At 52.5% G+C, this 16,788-nt stretch carries 15 protein-coding genes; 10 read left to right on the top strand and 5 right to left on the bottom strand.

Annotation, left to right across the window (positions count from 1 at the left end; translation table 11 throughout):
- The first annotated feature begins 238 nt into the window (after positions 1-238).
- Positions 239-1,285: an aldo/keto reductase gene (locus tag OXI60_06555; GenBank protein MDE0309477.1), complete on the top strand. Its 1,047-nt coding sequence runs from the start codon at positions 239-241 to the stop codon at positions 1,283-1,285.
- A gap of 216 nt (positions 1,286-1,501) precedes the next feature.
- Entirely contained in the window at positions 1,502-1,813 is a 312-nt protein-coding gene (locus tag OXI60_06560) for a hypothetical protein (GenBank protein MDE0309478.1), read from the top strand.
- 418 nt (positions 1,814-2,231) lie between these two features.
- On the opposite strand, the gene acs is transcribed toward OXI60_06560, so the two are convergent.
- The 3 genes from acs to OXI60_06575 are packed head-to-tail and all read right to left on the bottom strand — an operon-like array spanning position 2,232 to position 7,026.
- Positions 2,232-4,172 (bottom strand): acetate--CoA ligase, encoded by a 1,941-nt coding sequence (gene acs / locus OXI60_06565; GenBank protein ID MDE0309479.1) that lies wholly within the window; start codon positions 4,170-4,172, stop codon positions 2,232-2,234.
- A 43-nt stretch (positions 4,173-4,215) separates the two neighbouring features.
- Positions 4,216-6,552, bottom strand: a complete 2,337-nt coding sequence (locus tag OXI60_06570; protein MDE0309480.1) for a molybdopterin-dependent oxidoreductase — start codon at positions 6,550-6,552, stop codon at positions 4,216-4,218.
- A gap of 33 nt (positions 6,553-6,585) precedes the next feature.
- Positions 6,586-7,026 (bottom strand): hypothetical protein, encoded by a 441-nt coding sequence (locus OXI60_06575; protein ID MDE0309481.1) that lies wholly within the window; start codon positions 7,024-7,026, stop codon positions 6,586-6,588.
- A 118-nt stretch (positions 7,027-7,144) separates the two neighbouring features.
- Between OXI60_06575 and leuB the strand changes: the two genes are divergently transcribed.
- The 3 genes from leuB to OXI60_06590 are packed head-to-tail and all read left to right on the top strand — an operon-like array spanning position 7,145 to position 10,247.
- Complete coding sequence (gene leuB / locus OXI60_06580; protein MDE0309482.1) at positions 7,145-8,236, top strand: 3-isopropylmalate dehydrogenase; 1,092 nt, start codon at positions 7,145-7,147, stop codon at positions 8,234-8,236.
- A gap of 26 nt (positions 8,237-8,262) precedes the next feature.
- Positions 8,263-9,279 (top strand): aspartate-semialdehyde dehydrogenase, encoded by a 1,017-nt coding sequence (locus OXI60_06585; GenBank protein ID MDE0309483.1) that lies wholly within the window; start codon positions 8,263-8,265, stop codon positions 9,277-9,279.
- The gene (locus tag OXI60_06590; protein MDE0309484.1) at positions 9,276-10,247 is read left to right on the top strand and encodes a hypothetical protein; all 972 of its coding nucleotides are present in this window, start codon (positions 9,276-9,278) and stop codon (positions 10,245-10,247) included. The genes OXI60_06585 and OXI60_06590 overlap by 4 nt, the downstream gene beginning before the upstream one ends.
- A 17-nt stretch (positions 10,248-10,264) precedes the next feature.
- Here OXI60_06590 and trpA read toward each other — a convergent pair whose 3' ends face one another.
- Complete coding sequence (gene trpA / locus OXI60_06595; GenBank protein ID MDE0309485.1) at positions 10,265-11,104, bottom strand: tryptophan synthase subunit alpha; 840 nt, start codon at positions 11,102-11,104, stop codon at positions 10,265-10,267.
- Positions 11,101-12,327 (bottom strand): tryptophan synthase subunit beta, encoded by a 1,227-nt coding sequence (gene trpB, locus OXI60_06600; GenBank protein ID MDE0309486.1) that lies wholly within the window; start codon positions 12,325-12,327, stop codon positions 11,101-11,103. The genes trpA and trpB overlap by 4 nt, the downstream gene beginning before the upstream one ends.
- A gap of 82 nt (positions 12,328-12,409) precedes the next feature.
- On the opposite strand from trpB, the gene truA reads away from it, so the two are divergent.
- The 5 genes from truA to OXI60_06625 all read left to right on the top strand — a co-directional run.
- Positions 12,410-13,189, top strand: a complete 780-nt coding sequence (gene truA / locus OXI60_06605) for a tRNA pseudouridine(38-40) synthase TruA (GenBank protein MDE0309487.1) — start codon at positions 12,410-12,412, stop codon at positions 13,187-13,189.
- 184 nt (positions 13,190-13,373) lie between these two features.
- Entirely contained in the window at positions 13,374-14,063 is a 690-nt protein-coding gene (locus OXI60_06610) for a phosphoribosylanthranilate isomerase (GenBank protein ID MDE0309488.1), read from the top strand.
- On the top strand, positions 14,060-14,929 hold the full coding sequence (gene accD, locus OXI60_06615) for an acetyl-CoA carboxylase, carboxyltransferase subunit beta (protein ID MDE0309489.1): 870 nt from the start codon (positions 14,060-14,062) through the stop codon (positions 14,927-14,929). The genes OXI60_06610 and accD overlap by 4 nt, the downstream gene beginning before the upstream one ends.
- Position 14,930: 1 nt before the next feature.
- Positions 14,931-16,280 (top strand): bifunctional folylpolyglutamate synthase/dihydrofolate synthase, encoded by a 1,350-nt coding sequence (locus OXI60_06620; GenBank protein ID MDE0309490.1) that lies wholly within the window; start codon positions 14,931-14,933, stop codon positions 16,278-16,280.
- Positions 16,277-16,788: hypothetical protein (locus OXI60_06625; GenBank protein ID MDE0309491.1), on the top strand; the 512-nt coding region annotated here is incomplete at its 3' end. The genes OXI60_06620 and OXI60_06625, both read left to right, overlap by 4 nt.

A 16,788-nucleotide genomic window follows, 5' to 3' on the forward strand; every position in this document is an offset into this window, starting at 1 on the left:
TCCAGGATTGAAAGAGCGGATAGAAGTTGTACGAGATGCTTATAGTCGACCCTCTCTTTAGGGCATTCAATATTACAGTTGATTGATGAGAATGGAAAGGAACTGCATGTGCGTGTTGCCGAAATTTTCAGCAAGCCCTCTAGTGGAGTATTTTGAGGTTGGCTAATGAGAGTTAACCAGAAATCGGATCTGAAAATATGATTTTTTCGATTCGTTTGCCTGAAGTGGGCGGTGGACAATGAAATACAACGAACTCGGAAAATCCGGCATCAAGGTCAGTGAAATTTGTCTTGGGAGTATGACCTGGGGCACTCAAAATACCGAAGCGGAAGGACATGCGCAGATGGATCTCGCTTTCGAAAAAGGAGTGAATTTCATCGATACAGCTGAAATGTATCCGGTCAACCCGATCACACGGGAAAAATCCGGGCGATCAGAAGAAATTATTGGTAACTGGCATCGCTCGCGCAAGAATCGTGAACAGGTGATTCTTGCCACCAAGATTGTCGGACCGGGTACAAGATCAGTCAGGGACGGCGGGCCGGTAAACCGAAAATCTATCGAAATTGCAGTCGAAGGCAGTTTGCGACGTCTCCGGACTGATTACATTGATCTGTACCAGATACACTGGCCGAACCGGGGTTCGTACCATTTTCGCCAATCATGGGAATTTGACCCTTCCAAACAGGACTATGACCAAACGTATGCCTATATTCTGGAAGCGCTGGATGGCTTGCAGCGACAGATGGATGCGGGGAAGATCAGAGCCATAGGGCTATCGAATGAATCGTGCTGGGGCACAGCCAAGTTTCTCGAAGTGTCCGCAGCTCATAATCTACCGAGAGTTGTCAGCATGCAGAACGAATACAACCTGTTGGATCGAAAATATGACCTCGATATGTCGGAACTATCCATCAACGAAAATGTTGGTTTGCTGGCTTTCTCCCCATTGGCGGCGGGTATATTGAGTGGCCAATATCAGGGCGACCAGATTCCGGCTGATTCAAGACGCAACTTTTCCAATGATATCGGCGGCCGTTACACAGAATACGTAGTTCCGGTTGTTGACAAGTATCTGGATGTTGCAAGGAACCACGGTTTGGATTGCTGCCAAATGGCATTGGCCTTCTGTCTGACTCGGCCATTTATGGCGTCGGCGATCTTTGGAGCGAGAACGATGGAGCAACTCAAGGCGAATCTGGCAGTCGTTGACCTGAAACTGGATGACGCGGTGATTCAGGACATCGCCTCCGTCCATCGGTCCCATCCCAATCCGATGGGTTAGGCTGAAGTTCTGGGCGGTAGTTTAGGTTATCCCGCAAGCGGTATCAAGGACATCTTTTAATCAGCAACTTGAGAGTTGGTTACTAGACGGCAGAGCGAGAAAATATTTCAAAACGCGCGATACTGAAACTCTTGTTCCCTTAGACAATGCGATTGCCAAAATGAAATTGATTACTGATGGCACTAACAATAAGAAATTGATTAAGAGGGATTATTTATGAATGAATCAGATTATTTTACTTTTGGATTAGGCCTTTTGGTAGTGTACATTTTTGTTTGCGGCCTAGTCAGCATCTTTAAATGGTTTAGAAGAAGAATATTCAAGATACCACCAAAATGGCATAAAGATGATGCTACTGATAGGCAACTTGACTATATCGAATCATTAGCAGAAGAACGAGATATGACACCTGAACAAGCAATGCAACGAATATTAGGTGTTAATGGTAATTATTTGAATTTAACAAAAGGTGAGGCCAGCTTACTAATTGACGAGTTGCTTAAACATGATATAGATACACATGATTAATGGGAGTCAAGTATATAATACCCAAAAAAAAGAGGCTGTCAGGTTGGACAAATAGTCGTTTGAAATCCGAGACTTGCGAGCGAAAAAGGCGAAAAACAGCCGCAGAACTTCAGACTAAGTACCAGTGCCTCACTCCATACCGTATTCTCCGTTTCCGGCAGCCGCTCATCAAACCGGACATGCGGTCTTCCGCATCCGGCTTTCATTCGAAATCATGACTTCACCCGCGGAAGGCTCCGCGTCTGAACTTCAGGCGAGTCAGGCCCTAATGGTCATACAGCCTGCCATAGGAGAACCGCAGAACTCCCGCCACTCGCCTCGTGCTTGCGACTAAGCCACTTGCGAAGCCGTCTGGAAGCATGAGCGTCAATAGCTGCGTAAGCCGGGGGCGGGAATACCTGACCCGAATCCCGTCCGATCAGCTGGTTATTGTCCTATTTCTGATGATGTCATCGACAACGGCCGGTTCTGCCAGCGTTGAGGTGTCTCCCAAATCGTCGACTTCATTGCTGGCAACCTTGCGCAAGATTCTCCGCATGATCTTGCCGGAACGGGTTTTCGGCAAGCCCGGCGCGAATTGGATGACATCGGGCTTGGCAATCGGACTGATTTCGTTGCGTACCATATTGAACAGTTCGGTTCGCAGTTCTTCATTTTCGACGGTACCCGCCACAGTCGTAACGTAGGCATAGATCGCCTCACCCTTGATCGCATGCGGAAAACCGACAACAGCAGCTTCGGCCACCGTCGAGTGAAGGACCAAGGCACTTTCAATTTCCGCAGTGCCAAGTCGATGACCTGATACGTTCATCACGTCGTCGACGCGTCCGGTAATCCAATAGTATCCGTCTTCATCGCGTCGTGCACCGTCACCGGTCATATACATACCCGGAAACGTACTGAAATACGTCTGAATGAAGCGTTCGTGGTCGCCCCAGACAGTTCTCATCTGACCTGGCCAGGAGTTCTTGATACACAGAGCGCCTTCTGCAGCACCTTCGATTTCATTGCCTTCCGGATCGACCAGACAGGGTTGAATTCCAAAAAATGGATTGGTGGCGGAGCCTGGCTTCAACCGGGTTGCACCTGGCAACGGTGTGATCATGTGACCGCCTGTTTCAGTCTGCCACCAGGTGTCGACAATCGGGCAACGCCGATCACCAACTTTCTCGTGATACCATTCCCACGCTTCGGGGTTGATCGGCTCTCCCACGGTGCCGAGTATCCGCAGACTCTTGCGACTCGTCTTTTCGACAAACTCGTTGCCGGCTCCGATGAGTGCGCGAATTGCCGTCGGGGCGGTGTAAAACAGGTTGACCTGATGCCTGTCGCAGACCTGCCAGAACCTGCTCGCGTCAGGATAGACGGGGACGCCTTCGAACATCACATTGGTCGCCCCGTTTGAGAATGGTCCGTAGACGATGTACGAGTGTCCTGTCACCCAGCCGATGTCGGCTCCACACCAATACACCTCTCCATCGTGATAGTCAAATGTATATCTGAACGTCATTGTGACGTAGAGAAGATATCCCGCAGTCGTGTGGACCACACCTTTGGGTTTGCCGGTCGAACCGGACGTATAGAGAATGTACAGGGGGTCTTCGGCATCCATTTCCTCGGCCGGACAGACCGCGGAAGCTTCCGCTACGGCTTCGTGGTACCAGATGTCCCTGTCGGACTTCATGCCAACATCACCACCGGTTCGCTGCACCACGATGCAGGTATGGACATCCGGGCAAGACTCCATGGCGGCATCCGCGTTTTGCTTGAGCGGCACGTTCTTGCCGCCGCGCGGACCTTCATCCGCTGTGATGACGACTTGGCAGTCGGAATCCAGAATTCGATCCTTCAGAGCCTCGGGAGAGAATCCGCCGAACACGATGGAATGAATCGCGCCGATTCTGGCACAGGCAAGTGCGGTCACGGCGGCTTCCGGCACCATAGGCATGTAAACACAGATCCGGTCACCTTTTTTGACGCCTCGAGACTTCAAGACATTGGACAGTCGGCAGACTTCCGCGTGCAATTCACTGTAGGTAAAAGTCCTGACAGTATCGCCATCATCACTCTCCCAGATCAGGGCTGTCTGATCGCCTTTGGTCTCTAGATGCCGGTCAAGACAGTTGAATGACGCATTCAGCTTACCGCCTTCGAACCAACGAATATGTCCCTCGTTGAAATCATATTCGCTCACCTTGTCCCATTTCTTGAACCAATGCAGAAATTCATCGGCCTGTTCCGCCCAGAAGCCATCGGGTTCGGAGATGCTTTGCGCATACATTTTTGCGTACTTTTCAGCACTGATGAGGGCACCTTGGGCGACATCATTCGGGATTTCGTAAATTTTTGATTCAGACATCGAAACGTCTCCTGTTGCTAGGGAGCCTGAAATACCAATAAAGTCATTTTAATTGATTGTCTTGAACCACGTGAATAGACGTTATCGTTGGCGGTGCGAATGCGCTGACTTCAGGTGCCGGTCGATTCAGCTTCTCGATTTTGACGAGACATGTCATGGCAGCCGGACCCTGTCCCAATCTGGATGTGCCGCGATCGTGTGTGACCATATTGGGATTGCCATGCTTGCAGATCGACCTTTCAACGTCAGGGTCTTCCGGATCGAACCAGGCTCCGGTCGCGATCTGAAGCACACCTTGGCGCAGATTTTCGTCCGGCTTGGCTGTCGCCAAGAATTCGCCTCGTTGATTGTAGACTCTCACTACATCACCGAATTCAATGTTTCTTGCCCTTGCGTCATCCCGGTTGATCCGGATCGGCTCCCGTCCGTTCAGTTTATGCGCCTGACTGAGCATTCCGTGATCAAGTTGGGAATGTAACCGAGGCGATGGCTGATTGGAAATCAGATGCAGCTCGTCAGATTCGATACCGTCTTTGCCCAACCATTCTGAAGGCGGGATCCATGCCGGATGTCCAGGACAGTCTGCATAGTTGAATGAATCGATGACTTCAGAAAAAATCTCAATCTTTCCGCTTGGAGTTCGAAGCGGCTTATTCTCGGGATCCTGAATGAAGGGTTGCAGCAGGATTCCCGGTCTGGCAGGATCGTCGACCCTGAACCACCCATTTTTGACAAATTCATCGAATTCGGGGAGGTGCGCGCCGCCCGAATTCGGAGTCTCTTTTGTCTGCTGGTAGAGCAGGCGCAGCCACTCGTGTTCATCACGGTTTTGCGTAAATTCTTCTTCGAATCCAAGTTGACGCGCAATGCCTGCGAAAATCCGGTGATCGGTTCTGGATTCGGCAAAAAGCGGCAGTATCTGATCCATGTGCACCGCATAGGCGTCTCTCGGCGATGAACTGATATCGGTGCGCTCAAGTGTCGTGGCAACTGGCAACACCACGTCGCTGTATCGAGCCGTAGCAGTCCAGAATGAGTCATGGATGACTGTGCACTTTGGCTTGCGCCACGCTTTGATCAGTCGATTGAGATCCTGATGGTGATGGAAGGGATTGCCTCCGGCCCAGTAAATCATCTCGATGTCCGGGTACGTGTATCGCTGGCCATCGTAATCGAATTCGGTACCTGGATTGAGCAACATATCGGAAATCCGGGCGACAGGGATAAAGTTGGCGACCGGATTGCTGCCGGTCGGCAAGTTCTGAAAACGCAGTCTGCCGGTCATATTGCCAACGCCATTGACCGAACCGTAGCCGAATCCGATTCCACCGCCTGGCTGCCCGATCTGTCCAAGCATTGCGGCGAGTGCGACAGCACTCCAGTACGCTTGCTCTCCATGTTCCTGCCGGGTCAGTGCCCAGGTTATCGAAACCATCGTACGGTTTTGCGCCATTTGCATCGCCAGCGCCTCAATCTGATCGGCTGCGATTCCACAGATCGACTCCGCCCACTGTGCGGTTTTCGGTATGCCGTCAGACTCACCGGTCAGATATTCTCGAAAACGCTCGAACCCAACACAATACCGATCAAGAAAGTCGCGGTTGTGCAGATTGTGCTTTAGCAATGTCTGCGCCAGACCCAGCATCAGGGCCACATCAGTATTCGGTACGATCGCAAGCCATTGCGAATTCAATTGCTGGTCAATGTCGTCCTTGATCGGGCTGACACTGACAAACCTGATGCCGCGTCTCGCAGCCTGTTCCATGTAGTTGCACTGAACATGGCAGGCGTGTCCGCCAAACTCGACTTGCGTGTTTTTCATCGGAATGCCGCCGAAAGCCACGAAAAGGTCACTGTTGTCCAAAACAGATGGCCATGCCGTGGTATTGACCAAAAGAATGAAGAAATTCCCCATCACGTGGGGCATGATCACTTCGGCCGCCGCGAAACTGTAAGTGTTCTTGGAATAGGTGTAGCCGCCGAAGCAGTTCAGGAAGCGAAAAAGCTGACTGGGTGCGTGATGAAACTTACCTGCACTGGCCCATCCGTAGGAGCCGGCGTAAATGGCCTCGTTTCCGTACTCCCGCCTGACCGCCCGCAACGAGTCGGCAACAATTCTTTCAGCGGTATCCCAATCGACACCGACAAAGGGTTCACAACCGCGTTGTGCTGTGTTCGAGTTGAGCCCGTTTTCGTAAAACCCTCTGCGTACGCAAGGTTGACGGATTCGCGCCGGATGATCGTAAGCGTCAATCCAGCCATCTGATATGGGTGAGGGATCCGGGTCAAAGTCCACCCCGGGCATCTCTACCAGCCTGCCGTTTTTGACAATCGGCTGATAGGCTCCCCAGTGTGTCGCGGTCAGCTGACGACGTTGCATCGAAGCGGATTTCACGGTCAGCTGGGCAGGTTGTTACCCGGATTGCTGGACTTTGCCTTTTCCGGGACTCGAGTGCAATGCGGATTGTGTAGCCTGTAATGCAGTGGGGTAGGAATCGTATTGCTTGAAAAACTCTGCGGCCACACTTCCAATTTGATGAACAAGTTCCACCTGATCGATGTCAGATACATCGGAGTTGACAATGTCGCCATAAATCTCACCGATTGCATCAAATGTGGATTCAAAATAAATCGGCGCATTCAGGTGATAGCAACTGTTGGCGCGATAGATCGCGCGCGTCAGTTTCTTGACAATGTCGTAGTGAATCGCGTCGGAGGTGATCAACGCGGCTGGATGCATTGCCGTCTGTTCGATTGGTATCTGGTGATGGCCAATTTGGTCGGCGAGCGTCGATACCAAATTACGAAAAGTTGCATACGTTACAGACTTTTTTTTGGAACGCTTTTTACTCATCAAATCCAATCGACTATCTGGCAATACCGAATTTCCGATAAAATACTGTTTTCTTTCTACGCTATCAATTACCCATAATATAGCGTAATTCTTGTCAAATTCTAGTGAGGAGTATTTTGTGGCAGCCAATCTACTGCTGATTCCAGGCGATGGTGTCGGGCCGGAAATCATGGCTCAGGCGCGGTTGGTATTGGATGAGTTGTGCAATCTCACCGATCTCGATGTCAATTGCGAGTATTCAGATCTCGGTGGTGCTGCGTATGACAAGACCGGGCATGCGCTGCCGCCCGGTACACTGTCGTTGGCCAAAGACAGCGACGCGGTACTTTTTGGAGCCGCCGGCGGTCCTCAGTGGGATAGTCTGCCGCGGGAAAATCGTCCGGAAACCGCACTGCTGCGGCTTCGACGCGAACTTGATCTTTTCGCGAATCTGAGACCGGCGATCCTGTTCGACTGCCTTGCGTCGTCGTCCTCTCTTAAGGCTGATCTGGTGTCCGGACTCGACATACTGATCATCCGTGAATTGACCGGTGGAATCTATTTCGGCGAGCCGCGGGGAGTTGAGACTCTGGATTGCGGCAAGCGAAGGGGGGTCAATACCTTGGTCTACCATGAAGATGAGATATCCAGGATTGCTCACGTGGCGTTCAAGATCGCGCGTCAGCGGGACAACAGGGTTTGCTCCATTGATAAGGCCAACGTACTCGAGACGACTGAACTTTGGCGCCAGATCGTGACCGACGTCGGAGGAAACCACTATCCGGATGTTGAACTCAGTCACATGCTGGTGGACAACGCAGCCATGCAATTGGTGCGGGAGCCGAAGCAATTCGATGTTATCGTGACGACCAATATGTTCGGAGACATTCTGTCCGACGTCTCCGCAATGCTGACCGGTTCCATCGGTATGCTGCCTTCTGCATCGCTGGATCGCAATCAGAAAGGATTGTTCGAACCTGTACACGGTACCGCGCCGGATATCGCTGGACAGGACAAAGTCAACCCGTTGGCGATGATCCTGTCGCTCGCAATGCTGTTGCGCTATACACTGAAGCAGGACGATCTCGCCGACAAGGTTGAACAGGCGGTAGAGAATGTGATCGACAATGGCCTGCGTACGCATGATATTTTTGTCGAAGGTGCGGTATTGGCAGGAACCGGCCAGATGGGTTCGGAAGTTGTCAGTGAGCTTCGTAATCTTTTGAATTAGCGTGGCTCCAATGAGGGATAGGTGAGATGAATCAGGAATATGATGTTGCAGTAGTCGGCGCTTCGGGAATGATCGGCGAAGCGATGATGTCCATCCTTGAGGAAAGGAACTTTCCTGTCCGGAATATCTATCCGCTCGGCAGTGAGCGCTCTGCAGGTACCGCATTGGAGTTTCACGGGGAGACAGTTCACATCGGATTGCTTTCGGATTTCGACTTCTCGCATGTTCAATACGGTCTTTTCTCGGCAGGGGCAGGCATATCGGACGTATACGCGCGCAAGGCCGTGGATCAGGACTGTACAGTCATTGACAATACTTCAAGATTTCGTTACGACCCGGATATTCCGCTAGTCATTCCGGAAGTCAACGGTGAGGTATTGAGCGGCCGCGACCGGCTGATCGCAAATCCTAACTGCTCAACCATTCAGATGCTGGTAGCCCTCAAACCGATTTATGATGCGGCGGGGATTGACCGAATCAATGTTTGCACCTATCAGTCAGTGTCCGGTGCGGGTCGTTCTGCAGTGGAAGAACTCGCGGAACAGTCGGCTGCGCTTCTGAGCGGACGTGATGCCCAGGTGTCGGTCGCACCGCGACAGATCGCATTCAACGCTATTCCCCATATCGATGTTTTTCAGGAAAACGGCTATACCAAAGAGGAAATGAAAATGGTGTGGGAGACTCGGAAGATTCTCAATGATGACACCATCCGGGTCAACCCGACTACGGTCAGGATACCGGTTTTCTTCGGCCATTCAGAGGCTGTGCACATCGAGACCAAACAGAAGATTACAGCAGCCCAGGCTCGCGAATTGCTCAGGTCTACCGAAGGCATTACCGTAATCGATGATCCGGACGGGCTCGAGTATCCAACCGCAGTCACTGACGCGGCCAATCGGGATGACGTGTTTGTTGGAAGGATACGAGAGGATATCTCCCATGAGCACGGTCTCAATATGTGGGTGGTCTCGGATAACGTACGCAAGGGCGGCGCACTGAACAGTATTCAGATTGCTGAATATCTGATCAACGCAGAACGTTGAAAAAGTTGCCTCGCCCAGCGATTGCAGGAAGATTCCGGTTCTATTGCGCTGCCGCTATTTCAGCGGCTTTGTTTTCGACAGCAGTGATTGCCCAGTACGACGGTGCTGATCAGCAAACCGAGTCTGCGCAAGTCAGTCTTATGGATGCTGAACAAAGTGAAGCTGCGAAGCTGACCGTTGGTCTGAAACGATTCCTTGACTTGGTTCGGACCGAGTTTGAGTTGATCGAAGGCACGAATCTCCAACATCGGATTCAGTTTGTTATTGAACGCTATGATTCGGATTCGACTGCGCGAATACTTTGGATTCTGATCGCCCTGATGCTGACTTCCGGGTCGATTTTTGTCCTGTCGATCGCTTTCGGGTTGCTGGTCAGGCCCCGTCGTAGCGCGACACTGCGACGCAGGCGGCGTTCGAGATCGTCTGCCAAAAAAACAAAGAGTACCCGGCCCGCCCCGCACTCGGGACGGTCAATGGTCGGTATGCTCAAGGAAGGGCGGTTGAAAGACGTCGAGAAGCTGCTCCTCGCACAGCATCGAAGACAGCCGGTCGACTCGACCGCGGTGATGTATCTTCTCGCCTGTCGGGCAACTGCCGATTCGGCTGCCTATGATGACTTGATTTCGGAGTTGTTTTCGAAGGGGCTGGACCGAAGCATCCAGATTTGTCTGCATGCAGCCGAGATCGGAAGACTGATCAAGCCTGACAGTTACCCCTTGAAGCAGTATCCTGAGCCTGAATCGGCGTTTGTGGTTGACAACACAGTCAGTGGAAATACGTTGGGTCCGATTTCTGAATTCGGCGATGTGCAGACGTTATTGGATCTTGTGCGTGTCTATGTCGACATGGAGGATGAGGCCGAGGTCAAGCACCTGACAGTCGAAATCCTGGTTCGGGGGAACTGCGAACAGCGCCGGCAGGCACTTGAGTTCCACAGCAAATTAGTGCGGAAAAAGAGCGCTTCCTAGCGCTGAGAAAGAGGAGATCAGGCTTGGACTACCGAGTCGGCGATTTCCCTGACGTAACTGTGAACGGCTTGTGCAAGTCCGGGATTCGGTGATCCGTCGCGGTCAAGGTTCGCTTTGACCAAGTCGACGATGGCAGAACCGATCACGATACCGTCGGCTTTTTCGGCAACAGATCGGGCATGTTCGGGTGTCTTTATGCCAAAGCCGACTGCGAGGGGCAAATCAGTGTATTGGCGAAGGCGCGTCACCGCTTCGTCAACATGGTCAGTCATTGCGCTGCGGGTTCCGGTCACGCCCAGCACCGAAATGTAGTAGACGAACCCGCTTACATTGTGCAGCACGGATTCAATCCGGCTGTCATCGGTCGACGGCGTCACCAACCGAATCCAATGCAATCCGGCGGTGAGCGCCGGATCACACAGTTCCATATCCTCTTCAGGCGGCAGGTCCACAATGATCAGTCCGTCGACTCCACTCGATGTACATTCGTGAACGAAACGATCGACTCCATAACGATAGATGGGATTGTAGTATCCCATCAGTACGATGGGAGTCGATTGATCTTGTTCCCTGAAGTCCCGCACAAGTTGCAGTGTCTTTGCCAGTGTCATTCCAGCTTTCAGCGCTCTTTGGCTGGACGCTTGAATCGCCGGGCCATCTGCCATGGGGTCGGAGAAGGGAATTCCGACCTCAATCAGATCAACGCCCGCTTGCGGCAGACCGCAAATCAGGTCCCGACTGATTTCGTAATTCGGATCGCCTCCGGTGAGAAATGCGACAAATGCCTTGCGGTTCTGTTCACCGAGCTGGGCGAATTTTCGCGTAATGCGCGTGTCTGTGAGTGAACCCGGATTCAAATCGATTCTCCCAGTGCCTCAGCAACGGAAAATACATCCTTATCGCCCCGACCGCACATGTTCATGACAAGAATCTGATTGCGGTCGAATTCGGAAGCAATTTTGGCGACGTGCGCAAGTGCATGCGCCGGTTCCAGGGCAGGGATGATGCCTTCTGTCCGACAGCACAACTGAAACGCGTCCAATGCTTCCTGATCGGTGACTGACACGTATTGGACGCGACCGTTATCGTTGAGCCAGGAATGTTCGGGTCCGATTCCAGGGTAGTCCAGTCCGGCTGAAATGGAGTGTGCATCGATAATCTGCCCATCCTCAGTCTGAAGCAGGTAAGTCCGATTCCCGTGCAGCACGCCCGGTTGTCCGCCGGTGATGGAAGCGGCATGCTTTCCCGTTTCCACCCCCAGCCCGGCAGCTTCGACGCCGATGATCCGGATGTCACGCTCATCGAGAAATGGGTGGAACAATCCCATTGCATTGGAACCTCCGCCGATGCATGCAACCAGGCAATCGGGAAGGCGGCCTTCGGCCTCCAGAATCTGTTGACGGGTTTCGTTTCCGATCACTGACTGAAACTCACGCACCATTTGCGGGTAGGGATGGGGCCCGGCAACTGTACCGATGATGTAGAAAGTCGATTCAACATTGGCTACCCAGTCACGCAATGCCTCATTCATGGCGTCCTTGAGTGTTCCGGTACCCGAAGTGACTGGAACGACTTCGGCGCCGAGCAGCTTCATCCGGAATACATTGGGAGCCTGGCGTTCTATATCAGTCTCTCCCATATAGACGACGCACGGAAGGTCGAACAGCGCACAGACGGTTGCCGTTGCGACACCGTGCTGGCCGGCGCCTGTTTCTGCGATGATCCTGGTTTTCTTCATCCTGCGCGCCAGCAGTATCTGGCCCAGGGTATTGTTAATCTTATGCGCACCCGTGTGATTCAATTCATCCCGCTTGAAGTAAATCTTCGGTCCGCTCAGGTTCTCGCTCAGCCTTGCGGCATGATATAGGGGACTCGGCCTGCCGATATAGTGCTTCGCAAAATAGTCAAAATCAGCCTGAAAGTCGGGGTCTTGTCGAGCCTGGTTGTACGATTTCTCGACATTGAGAATGAGAGGCATCAGTGTTTCGGCAACAAACCTTCCGCCGTAAATGCCGAAATGACCGGTTTCGTCCGGTCCCGAGCGATAAGACTCAATATTTGATTCGGGTTGGGAACTCAATCGCAGTTACCTGTCAGGATAAAATTGTGTCGTTGGAATTATACTCAACGAACTGCATGAAACTCTTGCGGGTGTCACAGAAATGAGAATCGCTGGCTGTATGGAATATGACGGGACCGGATTTTGCGGTTGGCAGGTTCAGCACGGCCAGTACACGGTGCAGGAAGCATTGGAATCGGCGATATCCCACATTGCCGATCACAGGGTACAGGTCCACGGTGCCGGACGAACAGACTCGGGCGTGCATGCCTGTGGACAAATATTTCACTTCGATACCGACAGTGCCAGATCCGAACATTCTTGGGTGATGGGGATCAATTCGAAACTGCCGAAACAAGCCAGTCTGCTTTGGGTCAAGGTCGTGCCGGAAACGTTTCACGCCCGCTTCAGTGCGATCAGTCGTCGATATCGTTATATTTTGCTGAATCGAAGAGCCCGACCGGGAGCCATGACCGGCAAGACTGGCTGGTACCCCCGTGCGCTGGATGTGGAACGGATGAATGGGTGTGCGCAGAATTTGTTGGGTGAGCACGACTTCAGTGCATTTCGCTCCGCACAGTGCTCGAACAAGGTGACTACCAAGCGTATCGTCGCAATTGACGTGAAAAGGTGCGATGACTGGGTGTGGATTGATGTCGAAGCCACCGGTTTTTTGCACAATATGGTTCGAATTATCGCAGGTACCCTGGTCGAGGTCGGCTGTGGCGACCGGGATTCGGATTGGGTTTGTGAGGTGCTGGCGGGCAAGGACCGGACAAAGGCTGGCGTTACGGTACCGGCAGACGGATTGTATTTCGTGAACGTGCGATATCCTCTGGAATTCTCCTTGCCGGCCCCGCCTGCCGCATTCCGGTTCTGGTAATCAATCAGTCCACAGTCAGCAACAATATCGCGCAATTGTGGTAATCCGAATGCCGGCGATTGCATATAATCACGCAGTATCGAGAATTCCATAGGTTTCCATCTCGCAATTCGTCTGTTCCCGGCTATATTCGCGTTATCCAAGCCTAATCAGAAATTCCATATCCTTAGCACATCATTTCGCAATGAAACGATCCGCTCGTTTTCTTGATTCAGGTGGCCCGTTGGATAGTGTCCGGACGCAGGTCAAGGTTTGTGGCATCACCAGACTGGAAGATGCAGTTCATGCATTGCAGTGTGGAGCACATGCGCTTGGCTATATTTTCTATACTCCGAGCAAGCGTAACATGACCGGCCCGAAGGTCAAGGCGATCAAGGACGAACTGCCCGAGCCGATATCTTCCGTGGCGGTCGTCGTCGACCCCGACGACCAGCTGCTCGATGAGATAGTGTCTGTTGTCAGGCCGAGTTTCATCCAGTTCCATGGCGACGAGACGCCTGAGCGATGCCGGGAGCCGGGTATACCATTCATCAAGGCATTTCGTGTACGAAGCGCCGAACAGCTGGAAACAGTGGGTGACACGTATCACGACGCCAGCGCGCTGCTTTTTGATGCCTATCAACCCGACAAGGTCGGCGGAACGGGACTGACGTTTTCGTGGGGCATGGTGCCGTCGTTTGATCAGCCCGTCATTCTCGCCGGCGGACTTCATTCGGGGAATGTACTCCGAGCCATAGAGGCGGTCCAGCCCGATGCAGTGGATGTCAGTACCGGTGTTGAAATCAGTCCCGGCATCAAGAACAGGCAAGCCATCAGCGAATTCTTTTCGGCTGTGAAGGTTGCCGATCAATCAGTCGGGTCACAGGTGGCATGAACTGGTTCACAAAGCTGCTCCCGCCGAAAATCAAGTCGGGTGCGAGACTTTCCAAAAAGGGCGTTCCAGAAGGAATCTGGGTGAAGTGCCCGCAGTGTACCGAGGTTCTCTATCAGGAAGAGCTTGAGCGCAATCTTCATGTATGCCCCAAATGCGATCATCACATGCGGATGGGCGCAAGAACCAGAATCGATTCGTTTCTGGACGAGGACAGTGCAGAGACACTGACAGGTGACGTCCGCCCGGTGGATAAGTTGAAATTCCGGGACAGGAAAAAATACAGAGACCGATTGAGTGAGGCACAGAAGAGAACTGGACAGTTAGATGCTTTGCTGGTGGCAAAGGGGACCCTGATGGAGATGCCGGTCGTAGTGGCTGCATTCGAGTTTGAGTTTCTTGGCGGCTCAATGGGTTCGGTTGTGGGAGAGCGGTTTGTTCACGCGGTCAATGCCAGTTTGGAAGGTGCTATGCCGCTGATCTGTTTTTCGTCAAGCGGCGGGGCACGCATGCAGGAAGCGATGTATTCGCTCATGCAAATGGCAAAAACGACGGCTGCGGTCAATGAGATGCACAATGCCGAACTGCCGTATATCTCGGTACTCACCGACCCGACTATGGGTGGGGTTTCGGCGAGTCTGGCAATGCAGGGGGATATTATCATCGCAGAGCCAAAAGCTCTGATCGGATTTGCTGGACAGCGTGTGATCGAACAGACGGTTCGGGAGTCGCTTCCCGAAGGATTTCAGCGTTCCGAATTCCATCTCAGTCACGGTGCGCTTGATATGGTAGTGGATCGCCGCGAGCTTCGCAGTGAAGTTCACGGAGTTCTGCAAACCCTGACAACAGGTCTTGCAAACGGGTTGTAACATGCAACAGACAGAATATCCGGACGGTCGCGAAAACACCGTCGTAAATCTGCCGTTGAAGTCCAACGCTGAACTGGACGCGTGGATACAGCATATTCAGCTGCTGCACTACCGAACGATGGATTTAACCTTGGACAGGGTAGGGACGGTGATTGATCGAATCACATCGGGTTCGATTGGATTCAAGGTGATCAGTGTTGCAGGTACCAACGGGAAGGGTTCGGTTGCGACGATGCTCGAATCGATCTTTCGACACGCAGGCTATCGGACGGGGCTTTACACATCGCCCCATCTGGTGCATTTCAGCGAACGGTTTGTCGTTGACGGTCGCGTCATCTCGAATACCGCGTTGCTGGAGGAATTCAGACGCGTGGAAGAAAAACGCGGGAGTGTTCCTCTGACGTTTTTCGAGTACGGCACTGCGATTGCGATCGATTACTTCATGAGAGAATCGGTTGATGTCGCTATCTTGGAGGTCGGGCTGGGAGGTCGCAAGGATGCGGTGAATACGCTTGAGGCCGATATAGCATGTATCACATCCATTGGTATCGATCACGAGAAGTGGTTGGGCAACACCCGCGAGCAAATTGGATATGAGAAGGCTGGCATCTTGCGCAGCGATCAGTTGGCAGTCTGCACTGACACGGACCTGCCCGAATCCATACGCAAGGTCGCGGCTGACCTGTCGCTCGACTTATTGCTGAACGGTGAGGATTTTGATGTTGACCCGGATACCGCGACATGGAACTTGCGATTTGCTGCAAATCGCCGCGAGTCCGATATCTTCGATTTGCCCTATCCGTATATAGCCGGTCGATGTCAGCGCGATAACGCGGCTGGCGCAGCCACTGTGGCGGTCATGGCGCGTAAGTTTTTCGATATTCCGGATGAGTCAATCCGTCTGGGTCTTCAAAATGCGAGACTCGAAGGTCGCTTGCAGGTTGTCCAGCACAATCCGCAGGTCCTTTTGGATGTCGCGCACAACATTGAATCTGTCAATGAGTTGAAAAGATACCTGAGCAGCAATCCGGTCGCGGGACGCGAGATCGCCCTGATGTCGGTGCTGTCAGAAAAGCCGATAGAGGTCATGGCTGACTGCATCAGGTCGTCAATTGATGAATGGCACCTTTGTGGAATTCACGACGAACGCGGAATTACAGCAAGAAAACTGTTTCGCAGGGTACACCCTGTATTGGGTGACGATGTCGCTATTCATCTGCACTTTGATGTCAGTCAGGCTTTTGCAGCAGCAATCGCATCGGCGGGCCGCGCTGACAGGGTCTTGGTGTTTGGATCTTTTCTTACGGTCGGTGAGATAATTGACAGGTATCGAGGAAATTCTGAGTTATGAACGCAGAAGTGGTATCAGAGACAGCGGTCCGTACAAAGCGGACAAGAAACATCGTCACTGGGTTTGTGATCTGGATTGGCGCCGTGGTCGCTGTTGTATTCGTTGTGCTGAATCCTACGCAGTCCGTGGAGATGAGACCGGGCGTCGATAATTCTGTCCAGCCGGCGGTGACTGTTGCATCTGAACATTCAACTGGCTCCGATGAGGCCGACGATGCCAAACCCGAAGTTTCATCAATCGTATTCAAGGGCAGTACGGTGGCAGCGCCGGAACCTGTTGCAACCGTCGAGTCTGCTCAGACTGCCGATGTGCCGTCCGAGTCGGAGACCGAGACGATCCCCGATTCCGTTGCTGTCACCGAAACCAATGTTCAGTCTGAGACTGAGGTTGAGACAGCCACTGTTGCTGATGGCGAGAACCGGACTGAGGCTGAGGGCACATCTGGCACACAGGCTACCGAAGTCGTCCAGTCTTCTGAGCCCGCCGAGCCTGTCCAATCTACCGAAGT

The organism is Acidiferrobacterales bacterium (assembly GCA_028820695.1).
In the GTDB taxonomy this organism is placed as follows: domain Bacteria; phylum Pseudomonadota; class Gammaproteobacteria; order Arenicellales; family JAJDZL01; genus JAJDZL01.

Coding starts and splice junctions, on each gene's coding strand:
- OXI60_06570 (MDE0309480.1), bottom strand. CDS start 6,552: ATGCAACGTCGTCAGCTGACCGCGACACACTGGGGAGCCTATCAGCCG.
- OXI60_06585 (MDE0309483.1), top strand. CDS start 8,263: ATGAATCAGGAATATGATGTTGCAGTAGTCGGCGCTTCGGGAATGATC.
- truA (MDE0309487.1), top strand. CDS start 12,410: ATGAGAATCGCTGGCTGTATGGAATATGACGGGACCGGATTTTGCGGT.
- OXI60_06610 (MDE0309488.1), top strand. CDS start 13,374: ATGAAACGATCCGCTCGTTTTCTTGATTCAGGTGGCCCGTTGGATAGT.
- OXI60_06555 (MDE0309477.1), top strand. CDS start 239: ATGAAATACAACGAACTCGGAAAATCCGGCATCAAGGTCAGTGAAATT.
- accD (MDE0309489.1), top strand. CDS start 14,060: ATGAACTGGTTCACAAAGCTGCTCCCGCCGAAAATCAAGTCGGGTGCG.
- OXI60_06560 (MDE0309478.1), top strand. CDS start 1,502: ATGAATGAATCAGATTATTTTACTTTTGGATTAGGCCTTTTGGTAGTG.
- OXI60_06620 (MDE0309490.1), top strand. CDS start 14,931: ATGCAACAGACAGAATATCCGGACGGTCGCGAAAACACCGTCGTAAAT.
- OXI60_06575 (MDE0309481.1), bottom strand. CDS start 7,026: ATGAGTAAAAAGCGTTCCAAAAAAAAGTCTGTAACGTATGCAACTTTT.
- acs (MDE0309479.1), bottom strand. CDS start 4,172: ATGTCTGAATCAAAAATTTACGAAATCCCGAATGATGTCGCCCAAGGT.